The 22564-nt window shown below is 64.5% G+C and carries 15 protein-coding genes; 9 read left to right on the top strand and 6 right to left on the bottom strand.

Annotated features, from left to right (window positions below; all coding sequences use genetic code 11):
* Positions 1-80 precede the first annotated feature (80 nt).
* Positions 81-2744, bottom strand: a complete 2664-nt coding sequence (mdeB, locus tag AC3G88_RS20155; protein WP_488893802.1) for an alpha-ketoglutarate dehydrogenase — start codon at positions 2742-2744, stop codon at positions 81-83.
* Positions 2745-3010: 266 nt separating this feature from the next.
* Between mdeB and AC3G88_RS20160 the strand changes: the two genes are divergently transcribed.
* Together AC3G88_RS20160 and AC3G88_RS20165 are read left to right on the top strand one after the other, a co-directional pair.
* A complete protein-coding gene (locus AC3G88_RS20160; RefSeq protein ID WP_487522079.1) occupies positions 3011-3415 on the top strand; it encodes an SRPBCC family protein in 405 nt (134 codons plus the stop codon).
* 243 nt (positions 3416-3658) lie between these two features.
* A complete protein-coding gene (locus AC3G88_RS20165; RefSeq protein ID WP_488773226.1) occupies positions 3659-4996 on the top strand; it encodes an epoxide hydrolase family protein in 1338 nt (445 codons plus the stop codon).
* A gap of 69 nt (positions 4997-5065) precedes the next feature.
* On the opposite strand, the gene AC3G88_RS20170 is transcribed toward AC3G88_RS20165, so the two are convergent.
* Positions 5066-5959: a DMT family transporter gene (locus AC3G88_RS20170; protein WP_488773225.1), complete on the bottom strand. Its 894-nt coding sequence runs from the start codon at positions 5957-5959 to the stop codon at positions 5066-5068.
* A gap of 294 nt (positions 5960-6253) precedes the next feature.
* On the bottom strand, positions 6254-6520 hold the full coding sequence (locus AC3G88_RS20175; protein WP_487522076.1) for a hypothetical protein: 267 nt from the start codon (positions 6518-6520) through the stop codon (positions 6254-6256).
* 206 nt (positions 6521-6726) lie between these two features.
* Here AC3G88_RS20175 and AC3G88_RS20180 point away from each other — a divergent pair, with 206 nt between their 5' ends.
* The 4 genes from AC3G88_RS20180 to AC3G88_RS20195 all read left to right on the top strand — a co-directional run bounded on the left by AC3G88_RS20180 (position 6727) and on the right by AC3G88_RS20195 (position 11477).
* Positions 6727-7251 carry a metal-dependent hydrolase gene (locus tag AC3G88_RS20180; RefSeq protein ID WP_488773224.1) on the top strand — a complete coding sequence of 175 codons (525 nt, stop codon included), beginning with the start codon at positions 6727-6729 and terminating at the stop codon, positions 7249-7251.
* A gap of 63 nt (positions 7252-7314) precedes the next feature.
* A complete protein-coding gene (locus tag AC3G88_RS20185; protein ID WP_488773223.1) occupies positions 7315-7749 on the top strand; it encodes a YeeE/YedE family protein in 435 nt (144 codons plus the stop codon).
* A gap of 2 nt (positions 7750-7751) precedes the next feature.
* Entirely contained in the window at positions 7752-8174 is a 423-nt protein-coding gene (locus tag AC3G88_RS20190; protein WP_488773222.1) for a DUF6691 family protein, read from the top strand.
* 603 nt (positions 8175-8777) lie between these two features.
* On the top strand, positions 8778-11477 hold the full coding sequence (locus AC3G88_RS20195; protein WP_488893803.1) for an autotransporter family protein: 2700 nt from the start codon (positions 8778-8780) through the stop codon (positions 11475-11477).
* Between the two features lie 30 nt (positions 11478-11507).
* On the opposite strand, the gene AC3G88_RS20200 is transcribed toward AC3G88_RS20195, so the two are convergent.
* The 3 genes from AC3G88_RS20200 to AC3G88_RS20210 all read right to left on the bottom strand — a co-directional run bounded on the left by AC3G88_RS20200 (position 11508) and on the right by AC3G88_RS20210 (position 16774).
* Positions 11508-13712 (bottom strand): amylo-alpha-1,6-glucosidase, encoded by a 2205-nt coding sequence (locus AC3G88_RS20200; RefSeq protein ID WP_488773220.1) that lies wholly within the window; start codon positions 13710-13712, stop codon positions 11508-11510.
* A gap of 16 nt (positions 13713-13728) precedes the next feature.
* Positions 13729-14820 carry a glycosyltransferase family 4 protein gene (locus AC3G88_RS20205; RefSeq protein ID WP_488773219.1) on the bottom strand — a complete coding sequence of 364 codons (1092 nt, stop codon included), beginning with the start codon at positions 14818-14820 and terminating at the stop codon, positions 13729-13731.
* Positions 14821-15061: 241 nt separating this feature from the next.
* Positions 15062-16774, bottom strand: a complete 1713-nt coding sequence (locus AC3G88_RS20210) for an ABC transporter ATP-binding protein/permease (RefSeq protein ID WP_488773331.1) — start codon at positions 16772-16774, stop codon at positions 15062-15064.
* 697 nt (positions 16775-17471) lie between these two features.
* On the opposite strand from AC3G88_RS20210, the gene AC3G88_RS20215 reads away from it, so the two are divergent.
* From AC3G88_RS20215 to AC3G88_RS20225, 3 genes are read left to right on the top strand one after another with little or no spacing between them, the layout of a single operon-like run.
* Positions 17472-19919 (top strand): two-partner secretion domain-containing protein, encoded by a 2448-nt coding sequence (locus tag AC3G88_RS20215; RefSeq protein ID WP_488773218.1) that lies wholly within the window; start codon positions 17472-17474, stop codon positions 19917-19919.
* Positions 19916-21673, top strand: a complete 1758-nt coding sequence (locus tag AC3G88_RS20220; protein WP_488773217.1) for a ShlB/FhaC/HecB family hemolysin secretion/activation protein — start codon at positions 19916-19918, stop codon at positions 21671-21673. Before AC3G88_RS20215 ends, AC3G88_RS20220 begins: the two co-directional genes overlap by 4 nt.
* 18 nt (positions 21674-21691) lie before the next feature.
* Complete coding sequence (locus AC3G88_RS20225; protein WP_488773216.1) at positions 21692-22498, top strand: peptidyl-prolyl cis-trans isomerase; 807 nt, start codon at positions 21692-21694, stop codon at positions 22496-22498.
* Positions 22499-22564: the final 66 nt, after the last annotated feature.

Below are 22564 nucleotides of genomic sequence, written 5' to 3' on the forward strand. Positions count from 1 at the left end.
TCGAACCCCGGGCCGGGACCCGCCGTGGCATCCAATCGCGATGCCACTGACCGCATCTGTCGGCGCAGGCCGCCTGCCAGTCAGCGGCTCCAGGGCGCCGCCCCGGCAGCCAGCCCGTAACGCGCCAGCGCTTGGGCGTGCAGCGCGGCGTCGATGGCATGCAGCGCGCTGGCGACGATATGGTGCCGGTCGATCTCGAAGAAGCGCCGCAGCGCGCCGCGTGTGTCGCTGCGGCCGAAGCCGTCGGTGCCCAGGGCGATATAGCGGGCCGGCACGTACGGCGCGATCAGCTGGGCGTAGGCGCGCACGTAATCGGTGGCGGCAATGACCGGAACCGTGCCGGCCAGGCAGCGCGCGACATGGCTGGTGATGTCGGCAGGGTCCGCGCCGGTGCCGAACATCTGCTGGCGTTCGCATTCGCGCGCATCGCGGGCCAGTTCCGGAAAGCTCGTGACGCTCCAGATTTCGCTGGCAATGTTCCAGTCCTGCGCCAGCAGGTCGGCGGCGGCGATGACCTCGCGCAGGATGGGGCCCGATCCCAGCAGCCGCACGCGCGCGGCGCCGTCGCCGCGCGTGCCGAAGCGGTACATGCCGCGCACCACGTCGGCGTGTGCCGAGGCGGGCAGGGGCGGATGCGCGTAGTTCTCGTTGTTGACTGTGATGTAGTAGAACTCGTCGCGCTGCTGCTCCAGCATCGCGCGTGCGCCGTGGTCGATGATGATTGCGGCCTCGCCAATAAATGCCGGGTCATAGGCGCGGCAGTTCGGCACCGTGGCGGCTACCAGCTGGCTGCTGCCGTCCTGGTGCTGCAGGCCCTCGCCGGAAAGCGTGGTGCGGCCGGCCGTGGCACCGATCAGGAAACCGCGGGCGCGTTGGTCGGCGGCGGCCCAGATCATGTCGCCCACGCGCTGAAAGCCGAACATCGAGTAGTAGATATAGAACGGCAGCATCGGCTCGCCGCTGACGCTGTACGACGTGGCCGCCGCCGTCCACGACGCCATCGCACCGGCCTCGGTAATGCCTTCCTCCAGTAGCTGGCCGTCGCGGCTTTCCTTGTAGTAGAGCATCGAGCCGGCGTCCTCCGGCTCGTAGAGCTGGCCCTGCGGCGCGTAGATGCCGATCTGCCGGAACAGGTTGGCCATGCCGAAGGTGCGCGCTTCATCGGCCACGATCGGCACGATGCGCGGGCCGAGCGTGCGGTCCTTTATCAGGTTGGTGAACAGACGCACCACGCCCGTGGTGGTCGATACCTCGCGCCCGTCCGGCGTCAGGGCGAAGCCGGCGCAGCTGTCGAGCGGCGGCACCGGCAAGGCCGGCGCGGTGGCGGTGCGCCGGGGCAGGTGCCCGCCCAGAGCAGCCCGACGCTCGCGCAGGTACGCCATTTCGGGGCTGTTGTCGGCTGGCTTGTAGAACTGCATCGATTCCAGCGCGGCGTCGTCGATGGGCAGCGCAAAACGGTGGCGAAACGCGCGCAGCGCTTCGATGTCGAGCTTCTTCTGCTGGTGGGCGGTCATGCGCGATTCGCCGGCATTGCCCATGCCGTAGCCCTTCTTGGTCTTGGCCAGGATCACGGTAGGCTGGCCGGGATGATGGGCGGCGGCATGATAGGCCGCATGCAGCTTGCGCACGTCGTGGCCGCCACGACGCAGGCCGTCGATGTCGGCCGCGCTCATGCCCGCCACCAGCGCCTTCAGTTCCGGGTCCTGGTGGAAGAAGTGCGACAGGTTGTAGTCGCCGTCCTTGGCGCCCAGGTTCTGGTACTCGCCGTCGACCATGGCCGCAAAACGCTTGAGCAGCGCGTGCCTGGTATCGCGGGCAAACAGGGCGTCCCATTCCGAGCCCCATATCACCTTGATGACGTTCCAGCCCGCGCCGCTGAACAGGGATTCCAGCTCGTTGATGACCTGGCCGTTGCCACGCACCGGGCCATCGAGCCGTTGCAGGTTGCAGTTGATCACGAACGTCAGGTTGTCCAGGCCTTCGCGGGCGGCCAGCGACAAGGCGGCCAGCGATTCGGGCTCGTCCATCTCGCCATCGCCAAACACGCCCCAGACGCGCCGGCCGGCCGTGGCGGCAATGCCGCGATGCGCAAGGTAGCGCAGGAATCGCGCCTGGTAGATGGCGCTGATCGGGCCGATGCCCATCGAGCCGGTGGGAAACTGCCAGAAATCGGGCATCAGCCACGGATGCGGGTACGAGCACAGGCCGCCGCCATCGACTTCCTGCCGGTAGCGGCTCAGCTGCGCCTCGGAAAGGCGGCCCTCCAGGAACGCACGCGCATAGACGCCGGGGGCCGAATGCGGCTGGAAGAAGACCAGATCGCCCTTGCGCTCCGGCGTATCGGCGCGAAAGAAATGCTGGAAGCCCACTTCGAAGATCTCGGCGGCCGACGCGTAGCTGGCCAGGTGGCCGCCCAGTTCGCCGTACGCCTTGTTGGCGCGGACCACCATCGCCAGCGCATTCCAGCGCAGGATGGCCGTCAGCCGCTGTTCGATGGCCAGGTTGCCGGGGTAGGGCGGCTGCGCCTGCGGCGCAATGGTGTTCTGGTAGGCGGAGTAGGGGTGCGGGCGTGTGTCCAGGCCCAGATGGGCGGCATGCTCGCCAAGCCGTTCCAGCAGGAAGCCCGCGCGCCGGGGCCCCGCCGCCGACACGATGCCGCTCAGGGCGTCCATCCATTCCTGTGTTTCCAGCGGATCGATATCGCCATCGATCTGCAGTGGCTGAAGTGGTTCGGCGCGGCCCATGATCGGTCTCCGGATGCGAATGCCCTTGTGGTGACATCGATTTTAGGGGCCGGACCGGAACAGAACCTCCCGGATTGCGCGGTGCAAACGGAGCGCGACGGCATGATGTGCTGCCATCCCGACCATCTCCAACATAATCATCTGGGGAATGGAAAAGTGGCAGGCCAGGCGGCCAAGGGATGGGTATCCGTCGAAGATTGCGATTGCGTTCGTCATGACGGCGACCTATAGTTATCCGTCCGGCTAACTATTTAGGAGACGCAACAATGAAGCTCACCGTACAAACCACCGTCGCCGCCCCGATCGACAACGTGTGGCGCGCCTACACCACGCCCGAGGACATCAAGCAGTGGAATGCTGCGTCCGATGACTGGCACACCACGGCCGCGTCGGTCGATCTGCGCGTTGGCGGCGCGTTCTCGTCGCGGATGGAGGCCAAGGACGGCAGCATGGGCTTTGATTTCGCGGGCACCTACACCGAGATCGTGCCGAACCGGCGCATCGTGTACGCCTTTGGCGACCGGAACGCCGAGGTCGATTTTGCCGATAGCCCGCAAGGCGTGACGGTGCGCGTGAGCTTCGACCCGGAGTCGGAATACCCGGTGGAACAACAGCAACAGGGCTGGCAGAGCATTCTCGACAATTTCAAACGGTACGTCGAAGCCAGGTAGTCGGCGGCCTCCGGTCCGGTCCGATGCGCGTAGAAGCATGGTGTGCGCCCCCGTGTCGCCGGACCGGCTGCGCGATCTGTATCCGCTTGTATCGCCGTGGCCAGGCGATACATGACGATCCAAAAAGGTGCATGGATCGACATTTAACGCGAGCATTCCGTTTCTAGACTGCGATGGTTCATTCACGCCCGCTACGGTTTCCTGCCGTCAGGAAACAGGCGGCGCCAACCAGGAGAACCATTGATGTCGCATGCTCTGACCCAAGATTTCCCGACGGCTCGCCGGACCGTTGCCGCCGCGGCCACACTGGCGGCCATCGCTTTCGCCGGATACCTGCAGCCCGCCAGCGCCGCGGACGCTGCCCCCAAGGCGAAGGCCGCCGCCACCCAGGCCAACGCCGACGAAAGCATCCGCCCTTTCCACGTACACGTGCCGCAGGCCCAGCTGGACGACCTGCGCCGCCGCATCGCGGCCACGCGCTGGCCAGACAAGGAAACCGTCAGCGACGATTCCCAGGGCATCCAGACCGCCCGTGTGCAGGAACTGGTCAAGTATTGGGGCACCCAGTACGACTGGCGCAAGGCCGAGGCGCAGCTCAATGCGCTGCCACAGTTCGTGACGAAGATCGATGGGCTGGACATCCATTTCATCCACGTGAAGTCGCGCCATCCGAACGCGCTGCCGCTGATCCTGACGCACGGCTGGCCGGGCTCGGTGTTCGAGTTCACAAAGACCATCGGGCCGCTGACCGACCCCACCGCGTATGGTGGCCGCGCCGAAGATGCGTTCGACGTGATCATTCCGTCGATTCCCGGCTACGGGTTCTCCGCGCGGCCTGCTGAACTGGGCTGGGGCCCGGATCGCACGGCGCGTGCCTGGGACACCCTGATGAAGCGGCTGGGCTATACGCACTACGTGTCGCAAGGCGGTGACCATGGATCGGTCATTTCCGACGCGCTCGCCCGCCAGGCGCCGCCGGGACTCAAGGCCATCCACCTGAACATGCCCGCCACGGTGCCGGGCCCGCTGATGAAGTCGATCCTGGCCGGCGAGGCGGGGCCCTCCGAGCTGACCGATCCGGAGCGCAAGGCCTACCAGTCCCTGAGCCGCTTCTTCGGCCGCAATGCCGCCTATGGCGCGATGATGGTGACGCGTCCGCAAACCATCGGCTATTCGCTGTCGGACTCCCCTGTGGGCCTGGCGTCGTTCACGTACGAGAAGATCACCGAATGGAGCGACAGTGGCGGCGTGCCCGAGCGCGTGCTGTCGCGCGATGCCATCCTGAACGACATCACGCTCTACTGGCTGACCAATACCGGCGCATCGTCGTCGCGCTTCTACTGGGAGAACAACAACAACAACTTCAGCGCCGAGACGCAGAAGACGCGCGATATCAAGGTGCCGGTGGCCATCAGCGTGTTCCCGCACGAGATCTACCAGGCGCCGGAAAGCTGGAGCAAGCAGGCATACCCGTCGCTGTACTACTACCACGCGGTGGCCAAGGGTGGTCATTTCGCGGCGTGGGAACAGCCGCAGCTGTTTGCGGAGGAACTGCGGGCGGCGTTCAGATCGGTGCGGTAAAGCGATCTGGCGCCGGGCTTGACCCGCTTTTGGCCCGGCCTTCTGGCCGGGCTTCCTTGGCCGCGTGGCCTAGCGGCGCTGGGCCAGCCAGATGCCGGCGCCAATGCAGACCAGGCCGGCGGCGTGATACCAATGCGGGGAATCGCCCAGCAGCACGGTCGACAGCACGGCGGCAAACAGCGGTGTCAGCGTGATGAAGAACACCGGCAGCTGGGCACCGGCGCGCGCAATGGCGCGATCCCACGCAAAGTACGCCAGCAACGACGGCACGGTGCCCACATAGAGCAGGATCCAGCCGACCTTGCTGCTCCATTGCAACGGCTGGCTCAGGGTGCCGACCTCCCACGCGGCCAACGGGATGCTCGCGATCACGCCGGCTACGATCTGCGCGAACAGCAACACCTGCAGCGGCAGATCCGGTCGATGTTTGCGCAGCAGCCAGGTATAGACGCTCCAGGCAATCGTTGCAGCCAGCATGAACAGATCGCCCGCGACGAATGCCATCTGGGCCAGCCGGGCCGGCTCGCCACGCATCAATACGAACGACACGCCCACCAGGCACAGCAGGGCGCCTGCCACGTGCCACGTCCGCAGTCGTTCCCGGAAGAAGCAGGCCCCGATAATCAGCAGGAAGAGCGGCGTCGATGCGCCGATCAGCGTGACGTTGATTGGCGTGGAGGTGGTCAGCGCCAGGTACTGGAACGCGTTGTAGCTGGCGATCGACAGTACGCCCATGGCGACCAGCATGCCCGTGTGCCGCCACAGCGCCGCCCGATGGGCAACCACGCCTGGCCACGCGTAGGGCGCCAGCAGCAGGCCCGCGATAAGCCAGCGCACAAGATTCAGCGTGATCGGCGGCACGCTGCCCGCTGCCAGTCGCCCGACAATCGCATTCCCGGCCCAGGCCAGTGGCGGAAACGTCAGCAGGAACAGCGTGGTGGAATCGATGCGGGTTGTTTTCATGGGAGTACTGGCGCGGCGGCACGATGCGGGCCGCGTTGCCAGCCGGGCAGGCGATGGATCTTGTTGGGTGGGGAGCGTGTGCTGCGATGGCCGCCGGGCGATTGTACCGGCTGGCGGTACCTCGGCGCATCGACACGTTGGCGCGAAGGAGGGCGGGGACGTCGCTGGCGGGTCCGGCCGAACCTACACAGGGCTTCGGCTCAGATCGTCGCGGATGGGCATGGCGTCAAGGACGATGCCCTGCGCGGTGTGGGGCGCGCCGTCCGGAAATCGGGCGCGCCGCCATGGATGTGGCTACGACTTCTTCTGATTCGCCGTGGCGCGCGCGGCGGCAATCGCCGTATCACGTTCCTTGGCTGCCGCAGCCTTTGCCTCGTTGTAGACCTTCTTCGCCTCGGCGACCTTGGTGTCGTATGTCTTGCGTGCGGCGGCGATTTCCTGCCGCATATGGACAATCTCGTCGCTGGGTGGCTGGGCTTTGGCCCCGCTTGCCGATTGCGCCATGGCGGGCAAGGCGGACAGGGCAAGGATGGCGCTGGTCAGAATGACGATGGGCTTCATGCTTGGGCTCCAGGGTAAGGTCTGCTCACGGTAGTCCGATCAAGCCGCGTGTTCCATTGGACCAAGGTCCTATGATCGCCGGGCCGGGGTTGCCCGCTCGTCAAGACAATCAGGGCGCGCCTTGCCTGCATCGCTGGCGTTTCCCGTGGACATCTGCCAAGATTGCGGCCCCCTGACCACCGCCGCCGACAACGCATCGCTTCACCATGGCTTCCAACAAGGCACATCACGCCACCGGATGGGCGGCGGCCGTTATCGCCGTTGCCGTCATTGCCAGGCACGGCGGGGACGGGTGGTATTGGGCGGGCGTGCTCGGTTTCGTGGCCGCGTTGTGCGGCAGCACCGCGCCCGACTGGCTGGAAGTGGCCTGGTGGTCAAGGTCGCGGCGCCTTTGGATTACCCACCGGTCCTGGACGCACTGGGGCGTCGCATGGGTCGGTCTTCTGGTGTGGTCCTGGCACGCGCTGGGCACACATGCGCTGGCTGCGCCGGCATTTGGCTTCGCATGCGGCGGTGTCATGCACCTGCTGGCCGACTGGCCAAATCCGCTGGGCGTGCCGTGGATCGCCGGGCGCCATTCGCTGAACTGGTGGAAAAGCGGGCGCTGCGACCTGTTTGTCGTCGCGGCCTCATGGCTGATCGCCTTTCTTGTTTCCGATGATCTGTGGTTTTACGGGCAGCATAGCGTGGCGCTGCTCCACCATTTGCGCACGGCGACGATGCGCTTTTGACGGCGTTTGGGTTCCGGACAAGGCGCATGGCATGATCACGGCTTTCTTGGAGGAACTACGATAATGCTGGTCGACGTCTCCAGCTTCACCCCGTGGGCTTCGCTTGCGGGCGGCGTCATGATTGGTATCGCCGCCACGGTCCTGCTGCTTTTTAACGGCCGCATCGCCGGCATCAGCGGGATATTGGGCGGCTTGCTCGGATTGCCGCGCAAAGACATGGCGTGGCGCGTCGCTTTTCTCATGGGGCTGATTGGCGCACCGGTTATGGCGGCGGCATTTGGTCTGCCGGCAATGTCCCGTATCGATGCAGGCTGGCCCGAAATTATGGTGGCCGGCTTTCTGGTCGGACTGGGCACGCGCTACGCCAGTGGGTGCACCAGCGGACATGGCGTTTGCGGAATGTCTCGCGGCTCGGTCCGGTCCATCGTGGCGACTTTGACCTTTATGGCGGCCGGATTTCTGACAGTCTTCGTGCAGCGGCACATTTTGGGAGCCTGAGCATGCCATTCCTGTTTGCGCTGCTGGCCGGCCTGGTATTCGGCATCGGGCTGATCGTGTCCGGCATGGCCAATCCGGCCAAGGTGCTTGGCTTTCTCGATCTGGCTGGTTCCTGGGACCCTTCACTGGCGTTCGTCATGATCGGCGCCATCGCGCTGACCTTGCTCGGCGTATTTGTCGCCCGGCGCCGCGGACGAACGTTTCTGGGGTTGCCGCTGCAGTGGCCGGCGAATACCGGCGTCACGGCGCGGCTGGTGCTGGGCAGTGCGTGCTTTGGTATCGGCTGGGGGCTGGCAGGATTTTGTCCGGGCCCGGCACTGGTTGCGCTGGGTGCGGGGTATCCCAAGGCCGTCGGTTTTGTCGCGGCCATGCTGGCCGGCATGGGGGTATTCGAGGTTGTGGAGCGGGCTCGCGCGCGAAGGTAGCGGTGCGCGAAATATCCGTGCATCACGAAACCGAATATTCTGAATAATCAGAATCTGTTTGATATTCCCGTGTCGCGGGTGGATAGCGAAAATATCTGCAGTTGGGAATGGATGTGCGTAAGTGACAAGAAGATGTTTATCTGACGTTTAAAAACGATTCACTTCACCTGGTGATCTGCCAATCTTATTCTCCACGAAGCCCCAATATCCGTGCGGCGAGTGATGGAATTCTGGACAGAAACCAAAATGAAAATCCTGCGTGATTCCCGTCGCCGCGCAATGCGGCGGAGCCTGCTTTTCGCAGCGATGGCCGGCGATGCAATATCGCTGGGTCTACCGGGAACTGCGGCGGCGGCTCAGCTCATCGTCAATGGCGTTACGCCGGTCACGGCGAACAACACCACATACGCCAGCGCCACCAGTTCGGGCCGTGACAGTTCCGCGATCTACGTGACGGGGACGGGACGCCTGACCGGCACGAATCTGACCGCGACAACCAATACATCGAGCGCATCGGCGATTGCCGCGGACACTGGCGGAATTGCTACGCTATCTGGTGGATTGCTGGGATCTAGCTTTCCAGGCGCGCTTTCCTATACGGTGTTGGCGCGCGCAACCGGTTCATCGATCACGCTCAACGACGTCGCGGTGATCAGCACGGCCTCGTCGGCCGTAGTCGGCAACAATGCCGGCCGCATCGCGGTGAATGGGGGCAGCGTGACACTGAACCGCGTCAGCGGCTCCGATCCCGCGATGGCCGTGCTGGCGCAAGGCGGCGCGACGATTACCACGCAGGACACGAACATTGCTGTCACCGGCGACCAGCTGCGCGGTGCTTCATCGCTGAGTTCAACGGTGAACCTGACCGGCGGCACGGTGGCGGTGAATGGCGCCAACTCGTTCGGCCTGTATGCAGACAGATTGAGTGCCGGTGGCCCTACCGGCGACGTGCTGACCGCCAGCGGTGTCAGGATCACCACGGCCGGCGCAGGCTCGACGGCCGTCCAGGTGCTGACCGGCGCCGGCGTCACGCTGCGCGACATGGATATCGCCACGACGGGCGCCGACGCCATTGGCATCCACGCGGGCCTTGGCGCGGCCGTCAATGTCAATGGCACGCTGAAGATATCGACCCAGGGTGACCGCGCGTACGGCGCCGACGCGGGCGGGTTGTTGAACGGCAAGCCGTCGACCCTGACCCTGGGCATCACAGGCACGATCGATACCGCTGGCGTCCAGGCGCACGGCCTGCTGGCCCGTGAGGGCGGTGTGGTGTCCCTGAACGGCGGCAGCGTCACCACGCGCGGCGCCGATGCCGCTGCCATCGCCGCGCGGGCTTCGACTGTCAGCGTCACGGGGGCCAGCCTGGCGAGCAATGCGGGCGTCGGGGCGCTGGTCGTGGGAAACAGCACGGTCGGACTCACAAATACCGCGCTCACGGCGGCGCAGCACGGTGTCAGCATCGTGGCGCAATCGGGACTGATTGCCGCGCTGCCGCCGGAAGTGCCCGACGGTGCGACGACGGCCGTGACGGCGGAGCCGCCCGCGGCGCCGGCTTCCAATGTCGTGACCGTCCAGGGCGGCAGCATTCGCGCAGGCGGCGACCTGTTTCGTGTCGAGGGGACGTCGGCCAGTATCACGCTGTCCGGAGGCGTGCAGGCCAGCACCGGCAGCGGCCTGTTGCTGAACGCGCTGAGATCGGGCACGAGCGGCAGCCGGGTCAGCTTCGTCATGGATGGCACCAGCCTGACCGGCGACATCACCGCCGACGCCGCGAGCGTCGTCACGGCCAACCTGCAGAACAGCGCGGTGCTGACCGGCAAGATCGATCCAGTCAGCGTGACCATCGACGGCACCAGCCGCTGGAACATGACCGCAAATTCCCAGCTCACCAACCTTGGCATGGCAAGCGGCGCGCTGGTGCAGTTTCAGCCGCCCGCTGGCGGCGCGTTCAAGACGCTGACCATCCAGGGGGCGCTGAGCGGCAACGGCACCATTGGACTGAATACGGTGCTGGCTGGCGATGGCGCCGCCAGCGACAGGATCGTGATCAACGGCGGCACCGCGGCAGGCACCACTGGCCTGCGGATTGCCAACGCGGGTGGCGCTGGCGCTGTGACCACCGCCAATGGCATACAGGTGGTGGACGCCGTGAACGGGGGCACCACCGCCGCGACCGCCTTCGCGCTGGACGGCCGTGCCGTGGCTGGCGCCTACGAATACCGCCTGTTCCGTGGCGCGGCCGACGGGTCGAGTGCCGATGCGTGGTATCTGCGTTCGGAGCAGACATCGCCCAATCCGCCCACGCCACCGGACCCGCCCGCGCCGCCTGGCCCGCCGACGCCGCTTTACCGGCCGGAAGTTTCAGCCTATCTGGCCAATCAGCACCTTGCAGGCCAGATGTTCGTCCATAGCCTGCACGATCGGCTCGGTGAGCCGCAGTATGTGGAAGGGCAGGGCTTCGATCCCGGCCAGGACAAGCCGCGTGCTGGATGGCTGCGGGTGGTGGGTAACTGGCAGGGCAGCAAAAGCGCCAATGGCATCTTCAAGGCCAGCACCAACTCCTTCCTGATGCACGGGGGCGCCGAGCTTGCAAAATGGCAGGTCTTCAGTGGCGCCGACCGCGCTCACGTCGGGCTGATGGGCAGCTACGGCTATGCCAACACCAACGCGACGGCCCAGGGCAATCCGTTCAGCGCCAAGGGAACCGTCGAAGGGTGGGGCGTGGGCGGCTACGGCACCTGGTACCAGAACGACGAACACAAGCTTGGCGCCTATGTCGACACGTGGTTCCAGTACGGCTGGTTCACCAACCACGTCGATGGCCAGCAATTGCCATCGGTGCGGTACAACGCCCAGGGCTGGGCGGTCTCCGGCGAAACGGGCTACGCCATGCCGTTGCGCAACGACTGGGTGATCGAGCCGCAAGGCCAGGTCGTCTATGTCGGCTATAGCGAATCGGACATCACCGAGCCCGGCGGCACGCGCGTGACGGGCGCCAACTCCCACGGCTGGATCACACGCCTCGGCGCCCGCCTGCATCGCACGTTCCTGCGCCCGGACGACCGCAAGCTTCAACCATATCTGACGCTGAACTGGTGGCATACCAGTGTGACCAGCAGCATATCGTTCAACGACTTGCCATTGGGCAGCATGTACCCGTCGAATCGCTACGAGGTCAAGCTCGGCCTCAATGCCGATCTGGGCAAACGCTGGACGGGCTGGACCAACGTGTCAGGTGCGTGGGGTGCACAGAGCTTTTACCAGTATGCGGTACGGGTAGGGATCAAGTATGCGTGGTAAGGCAAGTCTGGCCCCGATGTCGGCCAACCATCAGTTTGTGGTGGTGACGACCACATTTCCGCGCCGGCCCAGGACACTGACCATGACGCTTCGGGCGGCACGCTTGAGCAGAACATCTGCCGATTCGCTGCCAAGCGTCAGTCCATACAGCGCCACTTCGTCCATGAAATCGGGAAGACGCGGATGACGAAACTTGATCTCGCCGGCGGCCAGGTCGAAATCGAGTCCCAGGCAGGACTGCAACAACGACAGCGGCGTCGCGGCGGCCCAGGCTTGTGGACTGCATGCCACCGGATATAGGGTCGGCCCGCGATTGCGCCGACGCGCGAAACCACAAAAGAGCTCGGGCAACCGGCGCAGGTCAATATGCGTCGCGGCCGAAAATAGACCGTCGAAGATGCCCAGGGCCGCGTCATGTATGCCGTAGCGCGCGAACCCGGCGGCGACGATAGCGTTGTCGTGGGGCCATACCGATCCATTGTGGTAGCTCATGGGGTTGTAGCGCGTCTCTGTCGCGGCGACGGTGCGCACACCCCAGCCGGAGAACGACGCGCTTCCCATCAGTGCGGCCGCAACGGTCTCGGCGCGTTCCGGCAAGGCAATGCCGGTGTATAGCGCGTGGCCCGCGTTGGAGCTCTGCACGCGGCAAGGCTGCTTGTCACCATCGAGCGCCAGTGCGTAGGTGCCCAGTTCGGGATCGAAGAACGCCTGGTCGAATCTCGCGCGCAGATCGTGTGCTTTCGCCTCCAGCGCCGCGGCGCGCTCGCCATGCCCCAGGCGGCGCGCGATGCCGGCGGCGGCCTTCCACGCCCCATAGACATACGCCTGGACTTCCACAAGGGCAATGGGCCCTTGTGCGAGCGTGCCGTCTTTGTGAAAGATCGAATCGCGGCTGTCCTTCCACCCTTGATTCAGCAGCCCATCGGACGAATACCGGCCGTACTCCACAAAGCCGTCGCCGTCCCGGTCGCCGTAGTCTTCGATCCACTGAAGCGCCGCTTCAATATGCGGCCAAAGCTCCCTTATCGTTGCCTGATCGTGGGTGCGGTCCATATAGGCACCGGCCAGCATGACGAACAGCGGCGTGGAATCGATACTGCCGTAGTAGCGCCGGAACGGCACTTCACCGAGATTGGCCATTTCGCCCTGGCGGCTTTCATGCAGGATCTTCCCGGGCTCCGCATCGGCCGCCGGGTCCAGGGTTGTGGCTTGGTTTGCGGCCAGATAGCACAGCACACCGCGAGAAATGGCGGGGTCCAGCCAGAGTGTTTCCAGTGCCGTGATCAGTGCGTCGCGGCCGAAGAAGGTGCTGAACCAGGGAATGCCGGCATACGGATACGGGCCGTATGACGTGCGGGTGCTCAGCATATAGAGGTCGGAAATGCTGCGGCCCGTCGCCTCGTTGAATATGTCATTCGATGTGACGATGCGTGCCGCACGGCTGGATAGCGTCTGCAGGGAACGACGCGCGGCGCGCAATGCCGTCGGAAACGCCCGACGCGGCGAACTGTCGTCCTGCCGGGTGCTGTCGCAGCAGATTTCGATATACAGCAACTGGGTTTTCAGCGGGGGCAACTCCAGATCGAACACGGCCTCGTTCTCGCTCAGGCGCGTGGGAGGCGGGTCGAAGCGAAGGTGTGTGGTGCGCTCGTATCCGTCCAGACCGGTGTAGGCCAGCGTTGCCCCATTCGTGCACATTTCCGTTGCCTGCATCTTGCCTCGCCTGACGCGGCGGGCGCCTCGCACCTCGAACAGGTCGGCGAAGTCCGCGGCAAAGGCCAATTCGATCGCAATCCGCCGGGGTCGTTCGTCATAGTTTCTCAGGGCCAGACGTTCATAACATGTGCCGTCCCACAGGAATCTTGATCGACGCAAATGGATCAGATCGTGCGCCATCGCGAGCCGTCCATCGGCATCGAAGAGATCAGGATTCGTCAGATCGCAGGTGAGTGCGGCATTGTCGTCGCGCAGCACGGAACTGAGCAGTATCGGACACCAGCCGCCAAAGGTAAGGTGGAAGTGGGAGAGGTGACGGGTGTCCCGGTAGTACAGGCCGTCCGATCCGCCTCCGCCCGAAACGGCATCGCCGCGCTGGTCGAATACCGCAAAGATGTCGCCATGCTTGAGCGTACGCGTGTGGCCTTCCCGCAGAGAGCGTGAGGCCGCGACGATGATCGGTGCGGCAGGGGCGGCGTCAGGAGTCTGATTGCCGGCGTCTTCCGGAGTATCTAGCATCGTTCGCCCTCCAAGATCAGGCCGCCAGGCCAGCGATTGCAGGTGAGGCCGGGAACGCCACCTGCCTGGCAGGTTCCGAGGCGTATCTGGTGCCGTTATAGAGCGCAATGTAATCGTGCGCCATGCGCGTCGCGCTGAATCGCCGGACGAACCTGCGGCGGACACCAGCGCGATCGATATCGCCGATGTGGCGGACAGCATCCACCGCTGCATCCATGGAATCGACGATGAAGCCCGTCACGCCATCCTCCACCACTTCCGGCACCGAACCGCAACGGAACGCGATGACCGGCGTGCCGCATGCCATGGATTCGATCATGGCCAAGCCGAAAGGCTCCGGCCAATCGATGGGAAACAGCAATGCGCTGGCGTCACCCAGAAACCGGGCTTTCTCGCGTTCCCCAATCTCGCCCAGGTATTCGACGTTCCGGTGGCGCCTGATCAACGGTGCGATCGTGGTGTCCCAATAAGCGCGGTCAACCGCGTCAACCTTTGCGGCGATCTTGAGCGCCATGCCCGAGCGTACTGCAATCTCGATGGCGCGGTCCGGGCGTTTTTCCGGGGAAATCCGGCCCAGGAAAGCAAGGTAGCTTCCGCGTGCTATGGAATGAAATGCCAGCAAGCCTTCCGGTAACCCATGATAGACATTCCCGGCCCAAGAGACCGGCGGCATGGGCAGGCGCTGGGCCAGCGAGATGGACACTAGCGGCACATCGGAGAACGTCTCGTAGAACGGCTTCAGGTCAGGCAGATCTAGCCGGCCGTGAAGCGTGGTGACGGTGCGCTGGGATATGCGCCGAATGAGCGGGAAATGCAGCATCTCGGTGTGGAAGTGCAGCACGTCGAATTCATCTGCCCGCCGGCACACCTCGTCGAGCATCATGATGTGATACGGCAACGGGTCCCTGACGGCGGGGTTGGATCGAAGGGCCTGGTCAACACAACTGACCAGGCGGGCGGGTGTCGAGGAATCGCCACAGGCGAACAGGGTGACGTCGTGACCCTGACGGACAAGTTCATCGGTGAGGTAGGCGACGACTCGCTCGGTGCCACCGTACTGCTTGGGAGGGCAACATTCGTGCAGGGGGGCGATTTGTGCAATTCTCATTTCCGATGCGTCTCCCCATGCCTGCCGTCCAACTCACTGGGGTAAGGTCAGCAAACGGCATGCCGGCCCTGACCGCGACACGTCCCGGCCACACGCACCTCCAAAAAAGCAATCCCGACCAAGACAGAACTTCCTGTTTTGTAAAGCTGCCGAGACTCGCCATACGCGGAGCCATTTGCCTCACGAAGAACGTCCGGTTGTCGGGTGTGGATCGCCAGTCATGCAGGACGCCGGCACCTGGCTACCGGGCGAACCGGTAATCGTGCGTGGGGTAAAGCTGCCAGTCGCCATTGCCGCACAACTCCAGCACCTCGTTGTGATACGGCAGCAGGGTGGGGCGGTGACTGACGCTGACGATCGTGGTGGGGCCGGCGACCAGCTGGCTGTAGAGGCGGGTCTCATTGCCGATGTCCAGCGCGCTGGTCGCTTCGTCAAGCAAGGCATAGCGGGGACGCGCCAGCAGCAGCCGGGCGAATGCCAGGCGTTGCTGCTCGCCGAGCGACAGGACCTTGCCCCAATCCAGTTCCGCATCGAGCCCGCCGAACCGTTGCACCATGTCGGGCAGGTTGACCATATCGAGCAGCTTCAGAAGCTCGACGTCCGGTATGTGCCGCCCCGCGCAGGCGGGATAGAGCAACTGACAGCGAAGGTTGCCGACCGCCATGTAGGGACGCTGCGGCACGATCACCATCTGGTCCGCCTCAGGGCGCACGATTCGGCCGCTGCCGCAATTCCACAGGCCGCTAATGGCGCGCAATATCGAACTCTTGCCACCGCCGCTGGGCCCCACGATGAGCAGGTTCCTGCCTGGCGCCACCGTTACGGTGAGGTCATTGAGCAAGGTGCGCTGGTAGTCGGGCGTATGCAGCGTCAGGTGCTCCAGCGACAGCGTGTTGCCCCGACGATGCTCGATGTGGCTGCCAGGTTTGCGGCGAACGATGCGCGTGGAGGCCAGCGAAGAGGCGAAAGTGGTCAGCCGGTCCACCCCCGCGAGGAACCGGCTCAGGCTCTCGAAGTTATCGACGATGACCGTCAGTGCCGCCAGCACGGCCGCGAAGGCACCGGCGGCCTGGATCGCACTGCCAACTTCGAGTTCGCCATCCAGTACGCGATGAGCGACGATAACGCTGGGCAGCATCAGGGTCAGGAACGCATAGGCATACTGGAACAGGTAGAGATTCAGCTCCCAGCGGATCAGCTTGTTGAAATTGGCGAACACATGCTGAAACCGGCTGCGCACATGATCGGATTCGTGCTGCTCGCCGCGATGGAAAGTAATCGATTCGGCATGCTCGCGCACACGGATCAGGCTGAAGCGGAAGTCGGCCTCGCACTTGAGCTGGTAGAAGTTCAGCCCGATCAGCACCTTGCCGAAGCAGAGCACCGAGACCACCGTGCCACAGATGGCATAGAGCACCAGGAACGCCACCAACTCGCGCGATATCGACCACAGTACCTTGCTGAACCCGATCAGCTGCAGCACCGCGCCCAGCATCAAGAGCAGAAAGTACAGCGACTGCTGCGTGAAGGTGCTGATGTCCTCTGATATACGCTGATCCGGGTTATCGATGGCCGTATTTGCATTCAGCGTATAGAAGGCGCAGCCGCCGAAATACTTGTCCAGATAGTGGTGCGTCATCCACGCTCGCCACTGGATGAACAGCTTGTGCCGGGTGTAGTAGTAAAAGGCATAGACAGGCACGGCGGCAATCAGGACGTAGACGAAGACCTTGATGGCGTCCCAGAACCGGTCGGCGTCCTTGGCAGCGAGCGCGGAGGCAAACTCCCCCGTTTGCCGGTTGAAAAGCACATTGGTCCACGTCTGGCCAAACAACAGGCACACCAGCATCGCCAGCAACGCCCAAGCCTTCCACTTTTCCCGTGACAGCCAGTATGGCTTGGCGATGCTAAAGAAACGCTTCCACAGATTGCCCTCGCGTGTAGACATAGCCATTTCGTCCCACAACGCCTATGGGAAGGGCTGGCGCGCCTCTACATAGGCCGTTAGCAACCGGGTGGACGCATTTCGCGTGCCTGGGAAGATCAGGCTTGCGAGGTGTTTTGAATGGGGGTCAACGGTCCGCGATGCGTCATATTGCCGCCTGCGCCGTCAAGCTTCGCCCGGGTAACGGCCTACGCGCACGCTTGCAAATCCTACTGCAGTAGGGTGAGGCTCCCCCAACCGAGGGGAGGAGACCAGCACCGAAAATTTGGGGCGAATGCCACCGCATCCTGCTTAACGGCATTCCCGGGGATTCCTTGAGCCTTGCCGATTGCTCTCAAACGCTCACATCCAAAGGGATTGGCCCTCCTACATTCGCGGGTCTATACCCCCTAGCGAGTTCGTAGGGCGCACGGGCCTTGATCCGGGTAGGCCGATGAGCGCAATGCTCAGGCGTTGCGTCCCGCCTACATCCAAGATCCTTACGCCCGCAAGAGGTATTTGCCAGTAAGTCCAAATTTGATAATTTCGCGCCCTATGAAGAAGTAGGGGGGCGGCGCTGCAAGCGACCACGCTCCCTACGCATCAAAAAATAGAAGGGAGCGGTTCGTTGTTTCGATTTCGGGTTCTACGGGGTGCGCCTGCGCCGCAGGCGCATTGTTCGCGCGCGTGGCGCACTGTTACGGCATTGGCGTTCGCCGCGCTGGCCATGCGCGTCCAAGGGGCAGGTGTTGTGGCGGACGGCAGCACGGCCACCACCGTCAACGTGGGGACTGGCGGCCGCATCACGGTTGGCGTGGCGGGCGCCGTAGGTGGCGTCTCTACCAACAGCTATCGCGAGTTCAACGTGCCACGCGCGGGCGTGGACCTGGACAACGCGACGGCCCGAGCCCGCACGATCCTGAACCAGGTGACGGGCACCAATCCGTCGCTGCTCGAAGGTCCGCTCAGCGTGCTGGGTCCGCGTGCCAATGTCGTGATCGCCAATCCGAACGGCATCAGTGTCAACGGCATGGTGGTGCAGAACATCGGCAACCTGGCCCTGACCACCGGCCAGGTGTCGTTCAACGACTTCACGGTCAACGGGCAGTTGCAGCGCAATCTGGTTTTGACCACAAACCAGGGGTTGATCGACATCGGGCCTGGCGGCCTGTCCGGCACGCTGCTCAATCTCGAACTGATCGCCAAGCAATTGCGGGTCGCTGGCAAGGTCGAGAACTACTACACCGACGCCAATTCGCGCGTACGCGCCGTGGTCGGTGACAGCCATGCGGAAATCGATGCCAGCGTTTCGCCGGGCGACAACCTGACACCGTGGATCTCCTATACGGCCGGTACTGGCGCGACGTCCAAGCAGATGGCGCTCGATATCACCGCAGCAGGCAGCCTGATTGGCGGTCGCGTGGAGTTGATCGTGACCGACCAGGGCGCGGGCGTTCGCAACGCTGGCGCGGCTTACGCCACTGCTGGGGATTTCGTGATCTCCGGCAGTGGAGACCTGGAGCTCGGCTCGGGCAAGATCACCGCCAACCGCGACGTGCTGATCGGAAGCGGCGGGCTGCAAGGCACGGGCACGATCGCGGCCGGACGTCACATGCAGGTCTTGTCCGACCGCATCAGCATGGCCGACAGCGCCCTGACGGCTGGCACGGCGACAACGGGTGACATCGTAATCGGCGCATCGGGCCAGGCGCACAGCCGAACGGTGTCCCTGACTGACACGGTGCTGAACGCCAGTGGTGGCGTGGGGGTGTTCGACGCTGGCGCTGGCGTGGCGCTTTCGGGGGTGCAGCTTAGCGCCAACGGCAATGTGTTGATGGAAGGCAAGGGCGTAGGCGGACTCGTCGTCAGCGCCGGGCGTACGCGCACATCGCTGACGTCGCTCCGAGGCACAGTGTCGATCGCCGCGACGGACCTGCAACTCAACGGGGCCGATATCGACGGCGTCGGCGGTGCCTCGGCCAAAGCCAGCAACATTGCGCTGCAAGACGCTGTCTTCGCTTCCTCGGGCGGCGCGGTGACCGCAGACGTTGCCGGGGCGTGGCGACAGCAGGACAGCGACGTACTCGCGGCCACCGACGTCACGCTCCACAGCGGATCCATGGTGCTGGCATCGGCCGGCCGCCAGTCCACCATCGTCGCCAATGGCGGGGGCGTAGTGGTCAATGTCGACAGTGACCTCGTCAATACCGGTGCCCTGGTCCAGGGCCAGCGCCGGGGTACGTTGCCGGGTGCCGAAGGGGCGGTCACCGTGCGTACGGGCGGCTTGCTCTGGAACGATTCGACACCCCAATACCTGGGCATCCTGTTCGGCACAGCCGACGACGTTGTCGTGCGTGCCGGCGGCGACATCGTCAACCGGCATGCGCGGATGCTGTCCAACGCCCGGCTCGATGTCGCCGCGACCGGCGACTTGATCAATGAGATCACCAAGCAGCCAGGTGCGAATGGCGAGCAGGCCGTTGTTGATGCCGAATCCGCCCGTCGGTGGCTGGTGCTGACCAAACGCCGCAGCACGTTCGATATTGACTATGGCGCCGCCGACCGTCCCGGCCAGATTGCCTATCTGCTGTCCGACACCGGCACCTCGCTCAGCGGCCGCAATGTGATCAACACCGGGGGCGAGATCTATGCCAACAACGGCGCGATCACGATCCATGCCGCCGATACGTTCCGCACGCAAGGGGTGACCACGGGATCGGCACACTATTCGCGGACCTGCATGATCGTGTGCCGTACCTCGGCATCGTCCGATACCGCAGTAACGGGCGGTCTGCTGTCCGCTGGTGGCAGCATAGACATCACCGCAGGCAAGCTGGCCGAGAACCTTGGCGGGCGCGTGCTGGCCATTGGCGACCTGACGGTCAATTCGCCAGTGACCTACGCTTCGGGTGTGACAGGCTACACAGCCATCGCGCGTGATCGGGGCTTCAAGGTGTTCTTCGGCGATACCTGGGCGCGCCTTTACGCGATGGACGTAGGCGGTAGCTGGATGGCAACGGGCCGCACCCGCATTGGCGGCGATGCCGTCGTGTCGGGAGGCAGCTTCGATGGCGATGTGTCGGTCGCCGGTGCCACCACCATATCCCGTCCTCGCCAGCAGACACCGGTTTCCGTGGAAAGCCATCTTGGCCTGACGTCGTGGATGTGGCGATGACATCCACGACGCGACGAAACCATCTTCGCGCCGCCGCATGCTGGCTCGTGGCCGCTGCCGGATCGGCGATGGCGCAGGTGCCGCCAGTTGGACTCGTGCCGCCCGAAGACCCGGCCCAGCGACTGCTGCGCGAGCAGCGCCAGCGCGAACTGCAGCGCGAGGCGACGCAACCGCCCGCCCAGATCGAAAACCGCGTGCCCACGGCGCCGGACGTGCGCGTCGAGGATGTTGAAGAGACGGCCACCACGTTTGCCATCGACCGTATCGAGGTGGTGGGTAACACCGTACTGTCTGACGCAGACGTCGAAGCCATTACGGCCCCGTTTGCTGGCCGCCAGCTTGGTGCCAATCGCATCAACCTGCTGCTGCGCCGGTTCACCGAGGCGTTTGTCGCGCGCGGCTATATCACCACGCGCGCCTACCTGGGCGAGCAGAACCTGGCCAGTGGTGTCCTGCGCGTGACCGTGGTGCCGGGGCGGGTGGAGTCGTTCCAGCTCAACGGCAAGACCCTACGCCCTGGCCCGCTGCCGCTCTTCGATACGGTGGCAGGCGGATGGATCACCGACGCGGGCACGGTATGGCAGTTTCCGGCGACGGGCGACACCTTGCGGCTGGCGGATCTAGAGCAGGGCGTCGATCAACTCAACCGTCTGCGCCGCAATCGGGCCGAGATGCAGATCCTGCCGGGCCAGACGCCCGGCGGATCGGTCGTGGCACTGGCCAACCAGCCCGGCGACCGCTTCCGCTTCAATGCGGGCGTCGACAACTACGGTAGTCGCGTGACCGGCATTTCCCGCACGCGATTGGGTATCGATGCCGACAATGCGCTCGGTCTGCAGGAATCGCTCGGCGTCAGCTACGTTGGCACGACAGATACCAATGCGGCCGTGGCGTCGGTGGCCGTGCCGTTTGGCTACAACACGTTCAGCTATACGGCGTCGTTGTCCGAGTACCAGAACACCATTGGCGATACGGCGCTGCTCTATGGCCGCACGTTGGGCCATACGTTTGGCTGGAATCGCGTCATTACGCGCAACCAGCACGGGCGACAGGCGTTGGACCTGACGCTGACCTGGCGCAAGACCGAGCGTGAGATCAACAACCTCGAACTGGATCCGCAACGGCTGACAGTACTGCGAGCCGCGTGGAATGGGCTCTGGCGCTTTGCTGCCAACGGCCAGCAAGGCTATGTCACGGCAGAAGCCGGCTATTCGCGTGGATTGTCGGCATTCCACGCCACGCCAGACCCATCCGACATCCGCCATGACGAGGCCCACGCGCAGTTCAACAAGCTCGACGCCAATACCACGCTGCAATTGCCGCTCCCGGTCATCGCGGAGCGCGTGCAACTGGCCTGGCGGGCGCAACTGGTGGGGCAGTGGACCGACGTTGCGTTGTTTGGCTCCGAGCAGATCTACGCGGGGGGGATGAGCACCGTGCGCGGCTTTCGGGAAGGAGTGATTGCGGGAGACCGGGGGGCGTACCTGCGCAATGAGGTCGCATGGGCCAACGCGCCGGCGATTGCGGGCATCCGCATGGAGCCCTATGTCTTTCTCGATGGCGGCGAAACCCAGTACGTGGCCACCCACCGATGGCAAGCCGTGGTGGGGGCGGGCGCAGGCATCCGCCTGTCAGCCCAGTGGGCCAAACAAACTTTCACGAGCGAACTGCTGGTGGGCGGGCCGCTGGCGCAGCCCGCCAATCTCGGGCCGAAGCGCGGTGTCGTGCTGGCCACCTTGAACTGGATCTACTAGAAATTGGGAGCACAAGCCATGCAAGGCAACTTTACTCGTCTCGCTCTGGGTGCCGTCATCGCACTGGGGCTTCAGTGCGCGCACGCTGCCACGGTCAATGGCGTGGCAATCGCCGATACGGCTATCACCGACACCCTGCAGGCGGCGGGCCTGCCCGATTCTCCGCAGGCGCGCGAGGCGATCAAGCAGCAGTTGATTGCCAAAGAACTGTTCCGGCAGGAGGCCGCCAAGGACAAGGCGCTGGAGCAGCGCCCTGACGTGCAGGCATCGCTGCGTGACGCGCGGAATCAGGTGCTGATGCAGGCTTGGCTCAAGGACCATATCAAGCCCGCGCCGGTGACCGATGCAGAAGTCCGGGCGCGCTACGACGCCATTGTGGCCACGCTGGGCGGCCAGGAATACAAGGCCCGGGTCATCGAAGTGGCCGACGATGCCGCGGCCAGCGCTGCGCTGGCACGTATCAAGGCCGGCGAGGACTTCGCGAAGGTGGCGCAGGACATCAGCCTCGCCCCGTCAAAAACCGCTGGCGGTGCGATGGAATGGATCAGCTTCAAGGTGCCGGTGCAGGAGGGCAAGACCCAGAACCTGCCGCTGCCGATTGCGCAGGCAATTGCATCGCTGCCGCCGGGTGCCATTACGCCCGCGCCGGTCTCGCTGGGCGAACGCCGCTATCTGGTCAAGGTCGATGCCGTCCGCCCGACGCAGATCCCTGCGTTCGAGACGGCGGCGCCCGGCATCCGGCAGGCGCTGCAGGCGCAGGCGCTGGAGCGCGCCACGCTTGCCTTGGTCACGAGCCTGCTGACCAAGGCAAAGATCACCCAGTAATTCGCGCCGCATTTGCTACGCCCGATTCGCCGGCGGCGTTTCACGCTGCCGTTCCAAGTTTTTTGT

It is taken from the genome of Cupriavidus sp. 86D6 (assembly GCF_057815095.1).